This window comes from Kitasatospora sp. NBC_01539 (genome assembly GCF_045040525.1).
GTDB lineage: Bacteria > Actinomycetota > Actinomycetes > Streptomycetales > Streptomycetaceae > Kitasatospora.
In genome coordinates this window covers 3,441,580-3,459,990 of sequence record NZ_CP109390.1, presented here as the reverse complement: position 1 = coordinate 3,459,990, position 18,411 = coordinate 3,441,580, and the positions used below count along the sequence as shown (strand labels likewise).

Below are 18,411 nucleotides of genomic sequence, written 5' to 3'. Positions count from 1 at the left end.
ACACGTTATCGGAGTGTCAACGTCGAAATGTCGAGGCTTCGCGGACAATGTCCGCTCAATCGGGTGGCGGGCTCCCGGGACGATTGCCCGCCGACCGCTGGGCGCCCACGCCCGCTCCCGCCCTGGGCGCCGCGTCCTTCCTTGCCGTACTTCCCCCGTTGGCCTGCTGCACCGGTGACGGTGCCTCGAAAGCCTCCAGTGCGGACAGCACGTCCTGCACCCTGGAGATCTCGGTGTTGATGTCCTTGCGGCGGCGCACCAGCTCGTCCAGCTCGTGCCGGCCCTCGTCGGTGACGCGCTTCGCCTCGGCCTTCGCCTCGCCCAGCAGGCGCTCGGCCTCCTCCTCGGCGAGCCGCAGCTGCTCCGCGGCCGAGTCGTCGGCCCGCTGCAGGCGCTTCTCCGCCTCCGCGGCGGCGGCCTCGATCTTCTCGTCGGCCTCCTCCTCGGCACCGCGGAGCTTCGCCTCGGCCTTCGCGATCAGCGTCTCCGCCCGGTCGGCCGAGTCCGCGAGCTTCTGCTCGGCGCCCTTGAGCAGGCCCTCCGCCTTGCGGACGGCCGCGATGCGCACCTTGCTGGCCTCCGCCGAGGCCTCCGAGGTGAGTTCGGCGGCCCGCTCCTCGGCGGCCGCGACGAGCTTCGCCGCCCGCTCCTCCGCCTCGGCGACGGCCGCCACCGCCTGGTCCTCGGCCTCGGTCAGCTGCTCCTGCGCCGCGGTCACCAGCGTGTCGACCCGCTCGCCGGCCGACTTCATGGCCTGCGCGTTCTCGCTGCGGGCCCGCTCGTGCAGCGCCTCGATCTCGGCGTCGGTGCGCTCGCGCAGCTCCTCGGCCCGCTCGCGGATCGCCGTCGAGTCACGACGGGCCTCGGAGAGCAGGGCGTCCGCGTCGGCGCGGGCCCGCTCCACCTCGGCCTGGCCGGCGGCCTCGCCGGCCGCGACGAGCCGGTCGGCCTCCTTGCGGGCGGCCGCCACCATCGCGTCGGCCTGCTCCTCGGCGGCGGCGGTCGTCGCCAGCGCCGTGGTGTGGGCCTCCTCGCCGAGCTGCTCGGCGTCGCCGAAGGCCTTCTCCAGCAGCGAGGTGGCCCGCTCCCGGGTGGTGCGGTCGAACGTCTCGGCCGCGGCCCGGGTCTCCATCTCGAACGTCTCGGCCCGGCGCCGGGTCGAGGAGTCGAAGTCCTCCGCGAGCGTCCGGGTCGCCAGTGCGTACTCCTCGGCCTCCGCCCTCAGGGCGGCGGAGAACTCCTCCGCCTCCTGGAGCGACGCGGCCGAGCGCTCCTCGGCCTCCCGGACCACCCGGCGGGCCTCGGCCTCGGCCTCGGCACGCTGCCGCTCCACGGCCTCCGCGGCCGTGCGGCGCTCCGCCTCGGCGTCCTCGCGCAGCGCGGCGTCGTAGGCCCGGGCCTCCTCGCGCACCCGCTCGGCCTCCGCGACGGCGGCGTCGCGCTCGGCGGACAGCTCGGCGGCGGTGCGCTCGCGCAGTTCGGCGGTCTCGCGTTCGGCGGCGGCACGCAGTTCGGCGGTCTCCCGTTCGGCGGCGGCACGCAGTTCGGCGGTCTCCCGTTCGGCGGCGGCACGCAGTTCGGCGATCTGCTGCGAGGCGGACTCGTGCAGCCCCGCCACCGACTGGCGGATACCGGCGGCCTCGTCCTCGGCCTCGGCGGTGAGCGCGGACGCGTCGGAACGCGCCCGGCCGACCGTGTCCTCGGCCTCGGCGCGGGCCTGCTCCAGCGTCTCGGCGGCCTCGGCGGCGAGGGCGTCGGCCTGCTCGCGCGCCCGGCCGACGGCCTCCTCGGCCTCGGCGCGGGCCTGCTCCAGCGTCTCGGCCGCCTCCACGGCCAGGGCGTCGGCCTGCTCGCACGCCAGCCGGACGGTCTCCTCGGCCTCGGCGCGGGCCTGCTCCAGCGCCTCGGCGGCCTCCACGGCGAGCGTCCCGGCCTGCTCGCGCGCGCCGGCCAGGATCTCCGCCGCCTCGGAGCGCAACTGCTCCGACTCGGTCTCGGCGGCCTGCCGCACGGCGGCGGTCTCGGCGGCGGTGCGCACGGTCAGCTCGGCGGCCTCCCGCTCCGCCGCCTCCCGGGCGCTGCGAGCGGCGGCCAGCTGCTCCGCCGTCTCCTCCTGCTCGCGGCGCAGCCCCTCGGCGGCGGCCTCCCGGGCGCGGCGGCTCTCCTCCCGCAGGGCCGCGGCGTCGGCCTCGGCCTCGGTGCGGACCCGGGCGACCCACGTGTCGGTCTCGGCACGCAGCGTGTCGGCGGCCTCGCCGGCCTCGGTGCGGACGGTCTCCGCGTGGGCACCGGCCTCGGTGCGGACGGTCTCGGCGGCGTCCTCGGCCTCCGTACGGAGTGCCTCCGCGGACTCCTCGGCGCGCTCGCGCAGCTGCTGCGCGGCGGTGGCGGCGGCCTCGCGGACGGCCTCGGCGGCCTCCTCGGCGCGGGCCTGCAGGGACGCGGCGTCGTCCGCGGCCTGGGTGCGCACCTGCTGGGCGTGGTCGGCGGCCTCGCGGCGCAGCTCCGCGGTCTCGCGTTCGGCGGCGGCGCGGTTGTCGGCGGCCGCGGCGCGGGCCGCGGCGAGCGCCTCCTGGCTCTGCTGCTGTGCGGTGGCGGTGAGCTTCTGCGCCTCCGTACGGGCCCGGGCGAGGGTCTGCTCGGCCCGGCCCTGGGTGGCGAGGGCGTGCTCCTTGGCCTCGGCGCGCAGCCGCTCGGTCTCGGCGGTGGCGCCGGCCCGCAGCTCGTCGGCGTCGGCCTTGGCGCGGGTGAGGAGCTCCTCGGCGCTCTTCGCGGACTCCTCGATCTGGACGACGGCCTGGCGGCGGGCGTCGCCGCGCACCCGGTCGGCCTCGGCGGCGGCCTGGGCGCGCAGCTCCTCGGCCTCGGCGCGCAGACGGGCGGCGTCCTCGTGCATCCGCTCCATCTGCTCGCGGATGGAGGCGGCGTCGTCGAGGGCGGCGTTCTGCGCCTCCTCGACGGCGGCCATGGCCTGCTCGCGCAGGCGCTCGGCCTCGGCGGAGGCCACGGTGCGCAGCCGGTCGGCCTCGGCGGCGGCCTCCTCGCGGGTGGTGCCGGCGTCGCGGGTGGCGCGGGCGAGCACCTCCTCGGCCTGGCGGGCGGCCTTGGCGAGGTGGACGGCGGCGTCCTTGGCCCCGTCGGCGCGGCCGCGCTCCTCCGCGTCGGCACGCAGCGCCTGGGCGGCGGCCTCGGCCTCGGCGCGGATCGCGGCGGCCTCGCCCTCGGCCTCGGCGCGCAGGTCGGCGATGGCGGCCTCGGCGTCGGCGCGCAGTTCGGCGGCGACGGACTCGGCGGCGCCGCGCAGCCGCTCGCTCTCCTCGGAGGCGGCGGCCCGGGCGGCGTCGGCCTCGGCCTTGGCGGTGGCGGCGGACGACTTGATGAGGTCGGCCTCGCGGGTGGCGGCGGCCACCATCTTGGCGATCTCGGCCTTGGCGGTGAGGGAGCGCTGCTCGCTGGCGGCCTCGCCGTCGGCGACGCGCTGCTCGGCGGTGGCGGTGGCGTCGGCGTGGAGCCGTTCGGCGGCGGCGCGGGCGGCGGCGAGCTGGTCGGCGGCCTCCTGGCGGGACCGCTCGGCCTCGGCGTGGGCCTCGGCGCGGAGCCGTTCTATCTCGGCCTGGGCACGGGCGAGGGCGGCCTCGGCGCGCTCCTGGTCGTACAGGGCCTGGCGCTTGAGGCTGGCGATCTCGGCCTGGGCGGCGCCGAGGCGGTCCTCGGCGGCGGCGTGGGCCTCGGCGATCTGCTGCTGGGCTGCGTTGGCGGCGGTGCCACGCAGCTCCGCGGCCTGGGCGTTGGCCTGCTGGGCCTGCTCGGAGGCGGCGCGCAGGAGGCGTTCGGCGTCGGTCTGGGCGCGGTGGAGGGCGGCCTCGGCGGCGGCCTGGGCCTCGCCGCGGGCGGCGTCGACGTCGGCGGCGGTCTGCGCACGGGCCTGGTCGGCGAGCGCGGTGGCCTCGGCGCGGGCGGCGGCCATCATGCGCTCGGCCTCGGCGCGGGCCTCCTGGAGGAGGCGCTTGGCCTCCTGCTCGGTGCCGGCGCGGGTCTGCTCGGCCCAGTTGACGTTCTCGTGGACGTGCTGCTCGGCGTTGCGGCGCAGTTCGGCGAGTTCGTCGTCGAGGTGGCGGCGGCGGGCGGAGAGTTCGGCCTCCAGCCGGGCGGTGCGCTCGGCGGCCTCGGCCATCAGCCGCTGGGTGGCGGCCTGCGACTCCCGCAGCTGGCGTTCGGCGTCGGCGCGCAGGGCCTCGGCCTGCATCTCCGCGGTCCGCAGGAGCTGCTCGGCCTGACCGGAGACGGAGTCGAAGGCGCGCGGCTGCGCGAGCTGCCGCCGGGCCTCGTGCAGCTTGGCCCTGAGCACCTCCACCTGGTAGGCGAGGTCCTCGGCATGCTCGACGGTCTTGTCCCGCTCCTTGCGAGTCCGATCCATCTCGGCCTCGAACTTGGAGAGGTGATCCTCAACCTCGTAGCGGTCGTAGCCCCGCACTCCGCGGTCCCATCCATCTCCTGGTCGCGTCCTCGACCGGGCCTTACCGGCGCCCCGTGATGCTGTTGCCGGGGGCCGGACCGGCTGGTCCTTGCAGCCGCGGATCGTGCCGCGGTCGGAGGCCGTCGGCCGGGGGCGCACGGGTGTACCGCGTTCCCTCGTCCGGGTGGACTCCTGGGCGAACTCCTGCCTCGTGGAGAATGGTGACAGATCCGGGCTGCGACCGTTCGGTCGTGCCCGGCCGATGGACTCTCCTGCGGCGTGAACCGGCCGGTTTCCTGCCCGTCCGGTCCTGCCTCGGCGGTGCCCGTCGGTCCGGATCCTGCCCGGAGCTCTGGCGCACCTGGGCATTGTAGTGTGCGCAGCTTGCAGCGGAATGGCCGAGTGGGGGTTTTCCGAGGTTACCGACGGGTTGCCGAGGAGGCCGCCTGCGGTGCGGCCCCCTCCGCGCGACGCCGGGCCGGACCCGGTGACGGGCCCGCTCAGTGCGCGCCGGCCGCCGAGGTGACGAGTTCGGTGAGGACGCCGCCGCAGTCCTTCGGGTGCAGGAAGGTGATCCGCGAGCCCATCGAGCCGGTGCGCGGCTCGTCGTAGAGCACCCGGACGCCCTTGGAGCGGATGTCCGCGGCGTCGGCGTCGACGTCGGCGGTGCCGAAGGCGATGTGGTGCACGCCCTCGCCGTTCTTGGCGAGCCACTTGGCGACCGTCGAGTCCTCGCGGGTGGGCTCCAGCAGCTGGAGGTAGGAGGCGCCGCCGTCGCCGGTCTCGTTGATCCGGAGCATGGCCTCGCGGACGCCCTGCTCCTCGTTGACCTCGCTGTGGAAGACCTCGAAGCCGTAGGTCGACCGGTAGAACTCGACCGTGCGGTCGAGGTCGAAGCAGGCGATGCCGATGTGGTCGATACGGGTCAGCACGGGTGGCCTCCGGGGTGAGGGTGGGAGGGGGACGGCACCAGTGCAGCGCATCGGGCGGAGGGTTGGCCACAGGGGCCGGTGCGAGCCTGCTCACACCGGGGCGGGCGGGTCGGCGCCGCGTCCCGACCCGACGCACCGGGGCGGGGTGCGAGGATATTCACCCCGTGCGCGCTGACACGGTGTTGACTCGGGAGTGCCAGTGCCGCTGATCACACCGTCGCGGCGGTGACGCACGGGTTACGGGTCAGTACATTGAGCCGCATCCCTCCACCCTCATGCCTGACGCGCGAAGGGGCTCGTCTCATGACTACTTCAGTGATCGTCGCGGGTGCACGCACTCCGATGGGCCGCCTCCTGGGCTCGCTCAAGGGCTTCTCCGGCGCGGAGCTCGGCGGTGTCGCCATCAAGGCGGCGCTGGAGCGCGCGGGCATCACCGGTGACCAGGTCCAGTACGTGATCATGGGCCAGGTGCTGCAGGCCGGTGCCGGCCAGATCCCGGCCCGCCAGGCCGCCGTGAAGGCGGGCATCCCGATGAACGTCCCCGCGCTGACCGTCAACAAGGTCTGTCTCTCGGGTCTGGACGCCATCGCGCTGGCCGACCAGCTGATCCGCGCGGGCGAGTTCGAGGTCGTCGTCGCCGGCGGCCAGGAGTCCATGACCAACGCCCCGCACCTGCTGCCGAAGTCCCGCGAGGGCTTCAAGTACGGCGCGATCGGGATGCTCGACGCCATGGCGTACGACGGCCTCACCGACGCCTTCGAGAACATCCCGATGGGCGAGTCGACCGAGAAGCACAACACCCGGCTCGGCATCGGCCGCGAGATCCAGGACGCCATCGCCGCGCAGTCCCACCAGCGCGCCGCCAAGGCCCAGCAGAACGGCGTCTTCGACGCCGAGATCGTGCCGGTGCCGATCCCGCAGCGCAAGGGCGAGCCGGTGCTGTTCAGCCAGGACGAGGGCATCCGGGCCGACACCACCGCCGAGGGCCTGGGCCGGCTGCGCCCGGCGTTCGCCAAGGACGGCACCATCACGGCCGGTTCCGCCTCGCAGATCTCCGACGGTGCCGCCGCCGTGGTCGTGATGAGCAGGGCGAAGGCGGAGGAGCTGGGCCTGAGCTGGATCGCCGAGATCGGCGCCCACGGCAACGTGGCCGGCCCGGACAACTCGCTGCAGTCGCAGCCGTCGAACGCGATCGACCACGCCCTCGCCAAGGAGGGCCTGACCGTCGCCGACCTCGACCTGATCGAGATCAACGAGGCGTTCGCGGCGGTCGCGCACCAGTCGATGAAGGACCTCGGCGTCACCGACGAGAAGGTCAACGTCAACGGCGGCGCCATCGCGCTGGGCCACCCGATCGGCATGTCCGGCGCCCGCCTGGTGCTGCACCTGGCGCTGGAGCTGCAGCGCCGCGGCGGCGGTGTCGGTGCTGCCGCGCTGTGCGGTGGCGGCGGCCAGGGCGACGCCCTGATCATCCGGGTCCCCGCGCAGGGCTGACCGGTCGACGTACCGTCGGGGGCGCACACAGAGTCGTGTGCGCCCCCGTTCCGGATCGAGGAGCACTTCTGATGGTCGATGTGGCGACCCTGGTCGAGCAGGCCCGAGCGGGCCGGCCGCGGGCCGTGGCCCGGCTGATCTCGCTGGTCGAGAACGCCGCCCCGCAGCTGCGCGAGGCGATGGCCGCACTGGCCCCGTACACGGGCCGCGCCTACACCGTGGGCCTCACCGGCTCACCCGGTGTCGGCAAGTCGACCTCCACCTCGGCGCTGGTCTCCGCCTACCGCCGGCTCGGCAAGCGGGTCGGGGTGCTCGCCGTCGACCCGTCGTCGCCGTTCTCCGGCGGCGCGCTGCTCGGCGACCGGGTGCGGATGCAGGACCACGCCACCGACCCGGAGGTGTTCATCCGCTCGATGGCCACCCGCGGCCACCTCGGCGGGCTCTCCTGGACGGCCCCGCAGGCGCTGCGCGTGCTGGACGGCGCCGGCTGCGACGTGATCCTCGTGGAGACCGTCGGCGTCGGGCAGTCCGAGGTGGAGGTCGCCGCGCAGGCGGACACCACGGTGGTGCTGCTCGCCCCCGGCATGGGCGACGGCATCCAGGCCGCGAAGGCGGGCATCCTGGAGATCGGCGACGTCTTCGTCGTCAACAAGGCGGACCGGGACGGCGCCGACGCGACCGTCCGCGAGCTCAACCACATGCTCGGCCTCGGCGGGGCACGGGAGCCGGGTGCCTGGCGGCCCCCCGTCGTCAGGACGGTCGCCGCCCGCGGCGAGGGCCTCGACGAACTGGTCGAGGCGCTGGAGAAGCACCGCGCCTGGCTGGAGGAGTCCGGCGCCCTGGCGGAGCGCCGCCGCCGCCGGGCCGCGGACGAGATCGAGGCCATCGCGCTGGCCGCGCTGCGCGCGCGGATCGGCGACCTGCACGGCGACCGCCACCTCGCGGGTCTGGCCGAGCGGGTCGTGGCCGGCGAGCTCGACCCCTACGGCGCCGCGGACCAGCTCGTCGCCGACCTCACCGCGGGCTGACGCGCGCGGCCCCGGCCGATCCGGGACCGCCCGGCCCCGGATCGGCCGGGCGGCCGGCTCAGGCCCGGCCGCGCAGGGTGCGCAGGTGTTCGGCGACCGGGGCCAGGGCCTCGTACAGCGCGTCGAGCTGGTCGGGGCTGAAGCGGTCGATGAAGTGGGAGCGGACGCTGCGGACGTGGTCCGGGGCGACGCGCTGCAGGGTGTTCCAGCCCTCGTCGGTGAGGTGGGCGAACAGGCCGCGGCGGTCGCCCGGACACTCCTGGCGGAGTACCAGCCCGGCGCTCTCCATGCGGGTGATCTGGTGCGAGAGCCGGCTCTTGGACTGCAGCGTGGCGGTGGCCAGGTCGGTCATCCGCATGCGGCGCTCGGGCTGCTCGGAGAGGACGACGAGGATCTCGTAGTCGTTGATGGCCAGGTTGTGCGGCTGGAGCTCCCGGCTGAGCTGGTACTCCAGCAGCTTGCTCACTTCGAGGTGGGCGCGCCAGAACTGCTGCTCGCGGGTGCTGAGCCAGGGCGTCTCCTCCGCGGTGGCCGAGGAGGACGCGGCGGGGGCGTCGGTGACGTGCGTGTCCATGACCCCAGCATAGCCCGGCTAGTTAAATGTTGTACAAGTTTACGAATCCGCCGGGCCCGCCGTGTCGGCCGGGCCCGGCGTCCGTCGTCAGAGGCCGAACCGTCGGCCCAGGTCGCCGAGGTTGCCCAGGCCGGGGATGTTCACGTTCGGCAGCTGCTGCTGCCCGCCGCCGTGCGCACCCGGCTGGTGCGGCACGCCGCTGCCGGGCACACCGGCCTCGGCGTGCACCACGCCCACCGAGCGCTCCGCCATCAGCGTCTCCGTCGACTGCAGGAGCACCTGGCCGGCCCCGATGAACTCGAACTGGTGCTCCTCGCCGGAGGCGCCGCCCAGTCCGGTCAGGTGCCGCAGGCCGCCGATCAGCCCGTGCATGTAGCCGTGATCGTAGTGGTGGCACGGCGCCGGGCAGTCCGCCCAGCCGACCAGCGCCTGGGGGTCCACCCGGATGGGCGGCTCAACGAAGTGCACCGGTCCGTTGGAGGCCGCCACGAACTTGCCGGTGCCGATCAGCGTCAGGAAGCCCGGGATGATCGACTGCTTCAGCTGCAGCGTCGGCTCGAACGCCAGCAGGTTGCCGGAGCGGACGGTCAGGTTGCCGTTCTCCAGGTCGTACGAGTTCAGGTCGAAGGCCCGGTCGGCGAGCAGCAGCTTGCCGCGGCCCTCGGCGACCACCCAGTCCGAGGCGTGCAGCGGGGAGTTGAAGTTCCGCTCCAGCATCTGGTCGATCGCACCGCGGCCGATGCCCGAGAAGCGCATCTCGCCGTAGTAGGCGATCATCTTGCCCTTCTGCAGGTAGTACGCGCCGTTGAGGTCCACCGAGAAGGCGTACGGGTTGACGTTGTCGTTGACCGGCAGGCTCGTCACGTCGTGCACGACCGGGCCCGCGCCGCCGGGCGTCTGCGGCAGCGGAGCGCCGTACGCGCCCTGCGGCGGCGCCGGGTAGCCCGGCTGCTGCGGCGGGTAGGGCTGGCCGGCCTGGGTCGGCTGGTACGCCTGCTGGTAGCCCGGCTGCTGCGGCGGGTACGGCTGCCCGGGCGGCGGGTAGCCGGGCTGCTGGTAGGGCTGGCCGGGCTGGGGCTGGCCGTACGGCTGCTGCCCGTAGGGCGGCTGCGGCGGGTAGGACATCAGAGCTTCTCCTCGCTCGCCTGCACGTACACCACTCCGTGGCCGGACAGCTCCAGCTGGAACGCCTCGCCCGAGCCGCGGCCGACCATGTCGCGCCAGCCCAGCGCGGTGGAGAGCTTGTTGGTCACCTGGCCGCGGTGCGCGACGTACGCCTGCGGGTCGACGTGCACCGGCTGGCCGGGGCCGATCGGCACCTCGAAGACGCCGCCGTGCGCCATCACGGCGACCGAGCCGTGGCCGTCGAGCTTGGTGGTGAACAGGCCCTGGCCGGTGACCTGGCCGCGCACCATGCCCATCACGCCGCCCTGCTGGCCCATGAACATCGTCGACTGCTGCAGCGTGCCGTCGAACGCGAGCAGCCGGTCGGCCTCCACGTAGAGGGTGTCGCCGGTCAGGTCGATGACGTGGATGTTGTGGCCGCCGTGGCCGAACATCACGCTGCCCTGGCCCTCGACGGTCATCAGCGGGGTGTCCTCGTTGGCCACCCGGCGCCCGATCATCGACATGACGCCGCCCTGGCCGCCCATCGCGTTGGGCGTGAAGCTGACCTCGCCGGTGTAGGCGAGCATCGAGCCGCGCTGGCTGAAGACCCGCTGGCCGGGCATGACCTTCGCCTCGACCATCTTGTTGTTGATCTTGGTGAACGGCATCAGACGTCGCCCCCGAAGGTCATCTTCTCGGACGGCTGCACGTACACCAGGCCCTCGCCGGCGAACTCCACCTGCATGGCCTCGCCGCCGCCCTCGCCGATGATCGTCGTCCAGCCCGCGCCCGACTTCAGGCTGCGGTTGAGGTTGCCGGTGTGCGCGACGTACGCCCCCGGGTCGACCCGCAGCGGCATGCCCTGCGAGACCCGCAGGATTATCGCCGGGCCCTTGGACGTGAGCGCGGCCCAGCCGTGGCCCTCCACCTTGGTGGTGAAGAGGCCGTTGCCGGACGCCATGCCGTTCAGGCCGGTGAAGCTCGTGCCGGTGTTCAGCGAGGCCTCGGTGCAGAGCAGGTTCTCCGACTCGACGTAGAGCGTCTCGCCGTTCAGCCGCACCAGGTTGACCTCGGTGGCCCGGTCGGCGAAGTAGCAGGTGCCCTGCCCCTTCACCTCCATGACCTCCATCTGCTCACCCGTCAGCCGACGCGTGACCATGCCGCGCAGGCCGTCACCGCCGCCGGACATCTTCTTGAAATTCATCTGCCCTGTGTAGGCGACCATGGTGCCGTTGCGGGCCTTGACCGAGTCGCCCGCCATGTCGACGGCGAGCACCTTGGAACCCTGAAGTCGAAACTGTGCCACCGGGCGAATGTAGCGGCACCGGCCCGTCCCCCGGGAGGGGGCACGGGCCTCTGGTACCGACTCGGGACAAATCACGCCGCGTCAGGGGCGTCCCGTCCCGGCGTGTCAGGCCGGGGCGGCGAGCCGTCCCGGGGCGGTGCCCGCGGCCTGCTCCACCTCCAGCAGCGAGGCGGAGTGCCGCTCCGCCTCGAAGGCCGCCAGGCCGCCGCGCAGTCCGAACAGCCGCTTCGACAGCATGATCCACAGCACCGCGAGGACGTTCAGCACCAGCGTGCCGATCTTCAGCACGCTGACGTGCTCGGTGAGCTCGTAGACCTCCAGCGGCAGGAAGGCCGCGGTCGCCACCACCGTCAGGTACTCCGCCCAGCGGGCGCCCACCCACAGGCCGCCCGCCTCCACGATCTCGATCACCGCGTAGAGGATCAGCGCAAGGGCGACGACCAGCAGCGTCGAGTGCTTGTACTCGAAGGTCCTGCGGATGGTGTCGACGATCGGCGAGTGCTCCAGGTCCCAGTGGAAGTGCTCGGTCACCGGCTTGAACACCGAGAGGTTCTCGTCGAAGATCCGGCGCACCGCGTCCTGGCTGTTGGAGAACTTCCACACCCCCCAGGCCACCACCAGGATCAGCAGCCCGCGCAGCGCCCGCTCGACGGCGAGGAACCGCAGGATGAACAGGTCGCGCAGCGCCCGGCCGCGCGGCACCAGGGGCGCGTCCCCGGCCGGCCCGGCGCCGTGCGGCTCGCCGAGGGCGAAGTCGCCGCAGCGCAGGCAGCGCCAGGCGTCGCCGAGCGAGGTCCGCGCGTGCAGCCGGTCGCGGAGTTCGGCCTCGTCCGGCGCGTAGGTGATGTGGCCCTTGCGCGAGCAGGTGCGCCGGTTCCAGTCGATGCGGAGCATGCCGTCGTTCCCCCGTGGTCCGTCGGCCCGGTCGTCGGGCCGTGCCGCAGCAGGATATGACCGGGCGGCGACGGCGCCCCCACCCCGGCACCGGGCGCGGTGTGCGGTCGGTGATAATGGACGCGGCTTGTGATCGCGTTCACGAGCTCACCCGCCGACCGCCCCCGAGGTGCCCCGTGAAGACCAGTCCCGCCGTCCACCGCCTCCGCCTCGTCTCCGGGCCGGAGGGCCTCTCCTTCCTGCTCCTGCTGGTCTGTTCGGTGCTCAAGCGGACCACCGACTTCAACGCGGTGCCGGTGATGGGCATGGTGCACGGCGTGCTCTTCGTGCTCTACGTGGTCTTCCTCGCGCTGGCCTGGCAGCAGCAGCGCTGGGACGCCAGGCGCGGCGCCCTGCTCTTCGTGCTCTCCGTGCTGCCGACCGGCGGCTTCTTCGCCGAGCGGATGCTCGCCCGCGAGGAGCGCGGCGAGGTGCCCGGCGCCGCGGCCGCCACGGCCTGACCCCTGCGCGCACGTGACGGCAGCCGGGCCCCCTGTGCGGGGGCCCGGCTGCCGTGTGCGGGGGCGGTGGTGCGTCAGCTGACGTTGACCGCGGTCCAGGCGGCGGCGACCGTGTTGTACTCGGTGGAGCCGGAGCCGTACAGGTCCTTCGCCGCGTTCAGGGTCGCCGTGCGGGCGGCCTTGTAGTTCGTGGTGGAGGTCATGTAGACGGACAGCGCGCGGTACCAGACCTGGAGCGCCTTGGCGCGGCCTATGCCGGTGACGGCGGCGCCGTTGTAGGTGGGGCTGTTGTAGCTGACCCCGTTGATGGTCCGGGCGCCGCTGCCCTCGGCGAGCAGGAAGAAGAAGTGGTTGGCGACGCCCGAGGAGTAGTGGACGTCCTTGCTGCCGACCGAGGACGACCAGTAGTCGGCGGACCCGCCGTCCTTGGAGGGCTTGTCCATGTAGCGCAGCGGCGTGCCGTTGCCGTTGATGTTGATGAGCTCGCCGATGAGGTAGTCGGGCTTGTCGCTGGCGAGGTTGGCGTACCACTCGACGCCGGTGCCGAAGATGTCGGAGGTGGCCTCGTTGAGGCCGCCGGACTCGCCCGAGTAGTTCAGGCCCGCGGTGTTGGCGGTGACGCCGTGGCTCATCTCGTGGCCCGCGACGTCGATCTCGGTGAGCGGGTGGGTGTTGGACGCGCCGTCGCCGTACGTCATGCAGAAGCAGGAGTCGTCCCAGAACGCGTTCACGTAGTTGTTGCCGTAGTGGACGCGGCTGTAGGCACCGACGCCGTTGTTCTTGATGCCGTTGCGGCCGAAGGTGTTCTTGTAGAAGTCCCAGGTCGCGGCCACGCCGTACTGCGCGTCCACCGCGGCGGACTGCCCGCTGGAGACCAGGCCGGTGCCCCACACGTTGTCGGCGTCGGTGTAGAGGGTGCCCGTGCCGGAGGTCTTGTGGGCGAGGTCCGTCGTGTACTGGTTGCCGCGCGAGGCGTCCTTCAGCTGGTACGTCGAGCCGGAGAGCGTGGTGGTGAGCGTCACGCTGCCGACGAAGACGCCCTTGCCGCTGCCCGTCGCGGTCTGGATCTCCTCGTGCGTGGAGAGGACGGCGCCGGTCGTGGCGTCGGTGACGAGGATCTGGCGGCTCGGCGTGCCGTCGGCGCGCAGGCCCTCGACGGTGGAGCGGTAGGCCAGGCGCGGGGCGCCGGAGGCGGCCCAGACGACGAGCTGCGCGCCGCCGGCCGGGGCGACCGAGGCGAGCGCCGACTCGTCGGCGTCGTGTGCGGCGCCGACGGTGGCCTGCACCGCACCGTGTGCCTTCGCCGCGGCCTGGGCGGCCGTCAGCTTCGGGGTGAGGGAGGCCGGGGCGACGGTGCCGGGCACCGCGCGGTCGACGGAGGTGACCGCGCCCTTGGCGCTGCGGTGGACGACGAGGTCGCCGCCGAGCACGGGCAGGCCGGCGAAGGTGCGCTCGTAGCGCACGTGCCGGCTGCCGTCGGCGTCGACGACGGCGTCGGTGGCGACCAGGGACTCCTGGCTGCCGAGCCCGAGGGTACGGGCGGCGGACGGGGCGTCCGCACCGGCCTGCGCGATCAGCGCGGCACGCTGCTGGACGGTCCCGGCCGGGCCGACCGGGGCGGGGGCGGCCTGCGCGATCCCGGCGCTGACCTGGATGGCGCCGGCGAGGACTGCCGACGCCGAGAGAACGGCTCCGAAGGCAAGCTTTCGCTTCACGTACGGATTCCTTCCGGATCAACCGCGTGTGCGCGGTCGCACCTCGTCCCGGGGCACCGGGGTTAGTGCCTGCTGGGGCGGGACGGGCGCTGACGTGCTGCTCCGTGCGGTCAACGACTTCGGCCGGAGGGTGGGGGCCGGCGAGTCGAACGGGGCTGGGCAGAAGCATGACAATCGAAAAGTTGAAACGACAGGCCTGCGAAGGGAGTTGGCCACGTCTCGCCAGGTGGACAGGGGGCGAGGGGGTGCACACATGGGTGCATATCGCCCGTCCGTACGGTCGGTTGTGTGCGAATGAGGCCGGGAGTGACGGTCAATCAGCGACAACTTCGGTCTGTGGCATGCGTGTTGCTGTCATATTTCATTCGCAGGAGTGCTGGTTCCGGCCGGAGCGCACTTGGCGTGAACCCGCCATTCCGCTCACTTGTCCACCATCGTGGACGCCTGCTACCCCGCCCCCCGCCCGCCGGTACGGTGGAAGGGTGGCCAAGCCCCTCGCACTCGACTTCGACCCGATCGCCCGCGCCGACGAACTCTGGACGCGCCGCTGGGGCGGCGTGCCGTCCATGGCGGCGATCACCTCCGTGATGCGCGCCCACCAGATCCTGCTGTCCCGGGTGGACGCGGTGGTGAAGCCCTACGGGCTGACCTTCGCCCGCTACGAGGCGCTCGTGCTCCTCACCTTCAGCCGGACCGGACGCCTGCCGCTCTCCAAGATCGGCGAGCGCCTCATGGTGCACCCGACGAGCGTCACCAACACCGTCGACCGCCTGGAGCGGGACGGCCTCGTCGCCCGCCGCCCCAACCCGGCGGACGGCCGCGGCGTGCTCGCCGCGATCACCGACCGCGGCCGGGACGTCGTCGAGCAGGCCACCCGCGAACTCATGGCCGTCGACTTCGGCATGGAGGGCTACGACGCCGACCGGTGCCACCAGGTCTTCGAACTGCTCCGCCCGCTCCGGGTGGCGGCCGGCGACTTCTCCCCGGCCCCCGAGACGCCCGCCGGCGACTGAGCCCGGCCCGGTGCTCCCGGCCCGGACGCGCGGCGGGCGGGGTGCGGCAGGAGCGCCCGGCGGCGGCGGTTACCCTCGACGGTATGAAGCAGAGCGTGCTGACCCGATACCGGGCGCTGGCGTACATCACCGGCGTCCTGCTGATCCTGCTGACCCTCGGCGTGATCGCCAAGTACGTGCTGGACATCTCGGGCGCGAGCGGCTTCACCAGTGCCGTCGGCATCGCGCACGGCTGGCTGTACGTCGTCTACCTGGTGCTCGCCTTCGACCTCGGCACCAAGGCGAAGTGGCCGCTGGGCAAGCTGGCCTGGGTGCTGCTCGCCGGCACCGTGCCGACCGCCGTCTTCTTCGTGGAGCGCAGGGTCAGCCGCGAGGTCGCCCCGCTGATCGCCGCCGGCGAGCCGGTCAACGCCTGACCGGCCCCCGCCCCCCACGTCCGTGGAGCCCCTCCCCCCGGGAGGGGCTTCTCGCGTTCCCCGGCCCGTCGCCCCGGCCGTCCGCTGCCGGTCCCGGCGGTCCCCGCGGCGCCCCGCCGGCCGGTCCGCCCGTCGTCGCCTCGTCGTCGCCCCGGTGGCGTCACGGGGCGACCGACCGCCAGATCCGGTCGGGCAGGACGCGGGACGCCTCCTCCAGGTCCACGTCGTCGATGCCGGACAGCGCCCGGCGGACCACGGCCACGACCGGCCCCATCACCAGCGACTCGACGAGGGCGGGGTGCAGCGGTGCGAGGCCGCCGGCCGCGACGTGCTGCCCGATCCAGGCGGCGAACGGCGACAACCGGGCCTCCTGGGCGTCCCGCAGCTCCCGGCCCCGCGCCATGGTGCCCCGGTCGGCGGCCGCGGAGTGCAGCAGCAGCGCGGCCTCCGGGTGGTCGCGGACGAAGGCCAGGTAGGCCCGGACCAGCGCCTCCACCCCCGTGCGCGCGGTGCGGGTGTGCGCCAGCGCCCCGGCCATCTCCTGCAGCAGGCGGCCCAGCCAGCGCGCCGTCAGTGCCGACACCAGGCCGTCGATGCTGCCGAAGTGGTGGTAGAGGCTGCCGGCGCTCACCCCGCTGGCCCGGGTCACCGCCTGCACCGTGAGCCCGGCCTCGCCCGAGGCGGCGAACAGGCGCAGCGCCTCGTCCAGGACGAGTTCGACGGTGGCCTCGCCGCGCTGCTGCTTGGGGCTCATGGGCGACCGTCCTCGCTGTCGTGCTGCCGGTTTCTCCATGGTCACCGTGGCGGACAGCGTAGAGCAGAGTTTTCCAGAATTCTTTTCTAGAAAAAACTTCCACATCGAGGTGACTCTCCCTCAGACTGGCTCCGTGCCGGACCCGGGACCGCCCCTGCCGTGGAGCGCCGGTCACGGGACCGGAGCCTGACCGTACGGGGAACGGGGAGCACGTGGACGGGGCAGCACGGTTCGATCCGAGGCGCGGGGGCGCCGAGCCCCTCGGGGCGGGTGACCCGGACCGCATCGGTCCCATCCCGCTGCTCGGCCTCCTGGGGGCGGGCGGCATGGGCCGCGTCTTCCTCGGCGTGCTCGACGGGCGCTACGTCGCCGTCAAGCAGATCCTGCCGTCCGTCTTCGCCGAGGACAGCGGCTTCGCCCGCCGCTTCGGACAGGAGCTGGACAACCTCGCCCGCCTGCCGGCCGAGGTCACGGCCGCACTGCTCGCCTGCGACCGCGGTGCCACCCCGCCCTGGTGCGCCACCGCGTACGTGCCCGGCCTCACCCTCGCCGAGGCGGTCGGACCGGGCCTGGAGCCGCTGCCCGCGGACGCCCTGTGGCTGCTGCTGGGGGAGGCCGCCCGGGCGCTCGCCGCGGTGCACGCGCTGGGCGTCGTCCACCGCGACCTCAAGCCCTCGAACGTCATGCTCACCCTCGGCGGCGCCACCCTCATCGACTTCGGCATCGCCCGGGCCGTCGGACAGACGGCCCTCACCCGGACCGGCGTGGTCGTGGGCACCCCGTCCTACATGGCGCCGGAACAGGCGTCCGGGGCGCGGCGCCTGACCGGCGCCACCGACGTCTTCGCGCTGGGCTCCGTCCTCGCGTACGCGGCGGGCGGCCGGGCGCCGTTCGGGGACGGCGGAGGCGTCGAACTGCTCTACCGCGTGGTGCACGACGAGCCGGACCTCGACGCCCTGCACGCCGTCGACCCGGAGCTGGCCGCCCTCGTCGCCTCCTGTCTCGACAAGGCCCCCGAGCGCCGCCCGTCCGCCGCCGGACTCGCCGAACGGGCCGCGGCCAGAGGCCCGTCACGGCAGCCCCCGTGGCCGGCGGGCCTCGCCGCCCGGCTCGCCGAGCGCGCCGCCTTCGCCGCGACGGCGCCGGACCCGGCCGACCTGGTCCGGCCTCCGCAGGCGCCGGAGGCCGCCGACGGCACCGGGACCGCTGCCGGGGTCACGGGCGGGACCGAGGACGGCAGGGGGGAGCGTGCTCGGCGCGCGGAGGAGCCCGGCCGGCGGCGGCGTACCCGGGTGCTCCTCGCCGTCCTCCCGGTGGCGGTCGTCGCGACCGGCACCACGGTCGCCCTCCAGCTCCTGCCGTACGCCGGGTCGCCGGCGGACGGGGCGCGGTCCACCCTGCCGGGCTCCGTCGCGGTCTCCACCGGCTCTCCGTCCGCGGGCCGGTCCGTCGCGGCGTCGGCCGCCCAGGGTGCGGCGTCCGTACCGCCGTCGGGCGGGGCCTCCGCGACGCCCGGCGGGGTCGGCGCGGTGGGCGGGACCGCGGCGGGTGGGACCGCGGCGGGCGGTGGCGGTGCGGCGGGGTCGTCGGGCTCGGCCGGCTCCGGGGGAGCCTCGGGTTCAGGTTCCTCGGGCGGGGGAGCCCCGGGTGCGGGCTCGGGGGCCGCCGGTTCGACGGGCGGGTCGTCCGCCGGGTCGACCCCGGGCTCCACGACGGGCTCCACGGCCGGGTCCGCATCAGGTTCCACGACAGGGTCCGCATCAGGTTCCACGACCGGGTCCGGCACCGGGACGGGCTCCGCGGCCGCCGGCTACCGCAACGCCTCCACCGGCTCCTGCCTGACGCAGGTGTTCGGCGCGGCGGGGCTCGGCGCGTGCGGCTCCTCCGCCGCCTCCTGGACGGTCCGCGCGGCCCCCGGGGGCGCCTACCAGCTCGTCAACGCGAGCGGCCGGTGCCTCAGCGCGAACCTGCTCGGCCAGGCCACCTTCGTCGGCTCCTGCGACGGCGCCGGGCCGCGCCTGTGGCGCTCCGGTTCGGGCTCCACCCTGGTCAGCGTCTACAACGGGGGCTGCCTGCAGGCCGGGTACGCCGACGTGTCCACGCCGTCCTGCGCCTCGGGGAGCGCGGTGCAGCGCTGGTCGCGCGTGTAGGCGGTCCGCCCCGGACCGGCGGTGGGCGTCCTGCCCGCGGCCGGTCCTTCCGTGTTCCCCGGCCTGTCCCGT

At 74.2% G+C, this 18,411-nt stretch carries 15 protein-coding genes; 6 read left to right on the top strand and 9 right to left on the bottom strand.

Annotation, left to right across the window (positions count from 1 at the left end):
• Positions 1 to 55: 55 nt before the first annotated feature.
• Positions 56 to 4,417: a hypothetical protein gene (locus tag OG335_RS14650; protein ID WP_405015403.1), complete on the bottom strand. Its 4,362-nt coding sequence runs from the start codon at positions 4,415 to 4,417 to the stop codon at positions 56 to 58.
• 539 nt (positions 4,418 to 4,956) lie between these two features.
• Positions 4,957 to 5,388: a methylmalonyl-CoA epimerase gene (mce, locus tag OG335_RS14645; protein WP_405011541.1), complete on the bottom strand. Its 432-nt coding sequence runs from the start codon at positions 5,386 to 5,388 to the stop codon at positions 4,957 to 4,959.
• Positions 5,389 to 5,691: 303 nt separating this feature from the next.
• Between mce and OG335_RS14640 the strand changes: the two genes are divergently transcribed.
• Together OG335_RS14640 and meaB are read left to right on the top strand one after the other, a co-directional pair.
• Positions 5,692 to 6,882, top strand: coding sequence for an acetyl-CoA C-acetyltransferase (locus OG335_RS14640; RefSeq protein WP_405011540.1), 1,191 nt, complete (start codon positions 5,692 to 5,694; stop codon positions 6,880 to 6,882).
• A gap of 71 nt (positions 6,883 to 6,953) precedes the next feature.
• Positions 6,954 to 7,910 carry a methylmalonyl Co-A mutase-associated GTPase MeaB gene (meaB, locus tag OG335_RS14635; protein ID WP_405011539.1) on the top strand — a complete coding sequence of 319 codons (957 nt, stop codon included), beginning with the start codon at positions 6,954 to 6,956 and terminating at the stop codon, positions 7,908 to 7,910.
• Between the two features lie 58 nt (positions 7,911 to 7,968).
• Here the strand turns inward: meaB and OG335_RS14630 are convergent, their stop codons facing one another.
• The 5 genes from OG335_RS14630 to OG335_RS14610 form a co-directional block, all read right to left on the bottom strand.
• Positions 7,969 to 8,484 (bottom strand): MarR family winged helix-turn-helix transcriptional regulator, encoded by a 516-nt coding sequence (locus tag OG335_RS14630; RefSeq protein ID WP_405011538.1) that lies wholly within the window; start codon positions 8,482 to 8,484, stop codon positions 7,969 to 7,971.
• An 87-nt stretch (positions 8,485 to 8,571) separates the two neighbouring features.
• Complete coding sequence (locus tag OG335_RS14625; RefSeq protein WP_405015402.1) at positions 8,572 to 9,390, bottom strand: AIM24 family protein; 819 nt, start codon at positions 9,388 to 9,390, stop codon at positions 8,572 to 8,574.
• A 218-nt stretch (positions 9,391 to 9,608) separates the two neighbouring features.
• Positions 9,609 to 10,259, bottom strand: a complete 651-nt coding sequence (locus OG335_RS14620) for an AIM24 family protein (RefSeq protein ID WP_405011537.1) — start codon at positions 10,257 to 10,259, stop codon at positions 9,609 to 9,611.
• Positions 10,259 to 10,897, bottom strand: coding sequence for an AIM24 family protein (locus tag OG335_RS14615; protein ID WP_405011536.1), 639 nt, complete (start codon positions 10,895 to 10,897; stop codon positions 10,259 to 10,261). Before OG335_RS14615 ends, OG335_RS14620 begins: the two co-directional genes overlap by 1 nt.
• A gap of 105 nt (positions 10,898 to 11,002) precedes the next feature.
• Positions 11,003 to 11,791 (bottom strand): DUF2127 domain-containing protein, encoded by a 789-nt coding sequence (locus tag OG335_RS14610; RefSeq protein WP_405011535.1) that lies wholly within the window; start codon positions 11,789 to 11,791, stop codon positions 11,003 to 11,005.
• 116 nt (positions 11,792 to 11,907) lie between these two features.
• Here OG335_RS14610 and OG335_RS14605 point away from each other — a divergent pair, with 116 nt between their 5' ends.
• A complete protein-coding gene (locus OG335_RS14605) occupies positions 11,908 to 12,291 on the top strand; it encodes a DUF3817 domain-containing protein (RefSeq protein ID WP_405011534.1) in 384 nt (127 codons plus the stop codon).
• Positions 12,292 to 12,365: 74 nt separating this feature from the next.
• Here the strand turns inward: OG335_RS14605 and OG335_RS14600 are convergent, their stop codons facing one another.
• A complete protein-coding gene (locus OG335_RS14600; protein ID WP_405011533.1) occupies positions 12,366 to 14,006 on the bottom strand; it encodes a M4 family metallopeptidase in 1,641 nt (546 codons plus the stop codon).
• A gap of 482 nt (positions 14,007 to 14,488) precedes the next feature.
• Between OG335_RS14600 and OG335_RS14595 the strand changes: the two genes are divergently transcribed.
• Positions 14,489 to 15,019 (top strand): MarR family transcriptional regulator, encoded by a 531-nt coding sequence (locus tag OG335_RS14595; RefSeq protein ID WP_405011532.1) that lies wholly within the window; start codon positions 14,489 to 14,491, stop codon positions 15,017 to 15,019.
• A gap of 83 nt (positions 15,020 to 15,102) precedes the next feature.
• Complete coding sequence (locus OG335_RS14590; RefSeq protein ID WP_405011531.1) at positions 15,103 to 15,435, top strand: DUF3817 domain-containing protein; 333 nt, start codon at positions 15,103 to 15,105, stop codon at positions 15,433 to 15,435.
• Positions 15,436 to 15,595: 160 nt separating this feature from the next.
• Here OG335_RS14590 and OG335_RS14585 read toward each other — a convergent pair whose 3' ends face one another.
• Complete coding sequence (locus tag OG335_RS14585) at positions 15,596 to 16,189, bottom strand: TetR/AcrR family transcriptional regulator (RefSeq protein ID WP_405011530.1); 594 nt, start codon at positions 16,187 to 16,189, stop codon at positions 15,596 to 15,598.
• Positions 16,190 to 16,401: 212 nt separating this feature from the next.
• Here OG335_RS14585 and OG335_RS14580 point away from each other — a divergent pair, with 212 nt between their 5' ends.
• The gene (locus OG335_RS14580; RefSeq protein WP_405011529.1) at positions 16,402 to 18,339 is read left to right on the top strand and encodes a protein kinase domain-containing protein; all 1,938 of its coding nucleotides are present in this window, start codon (positions 16,402 to 16,404) and stop codon (positions 18,337 to 18,339) included.
• Positions 18,340 to 18,411 lie beyond the last annotated feature (72 nt).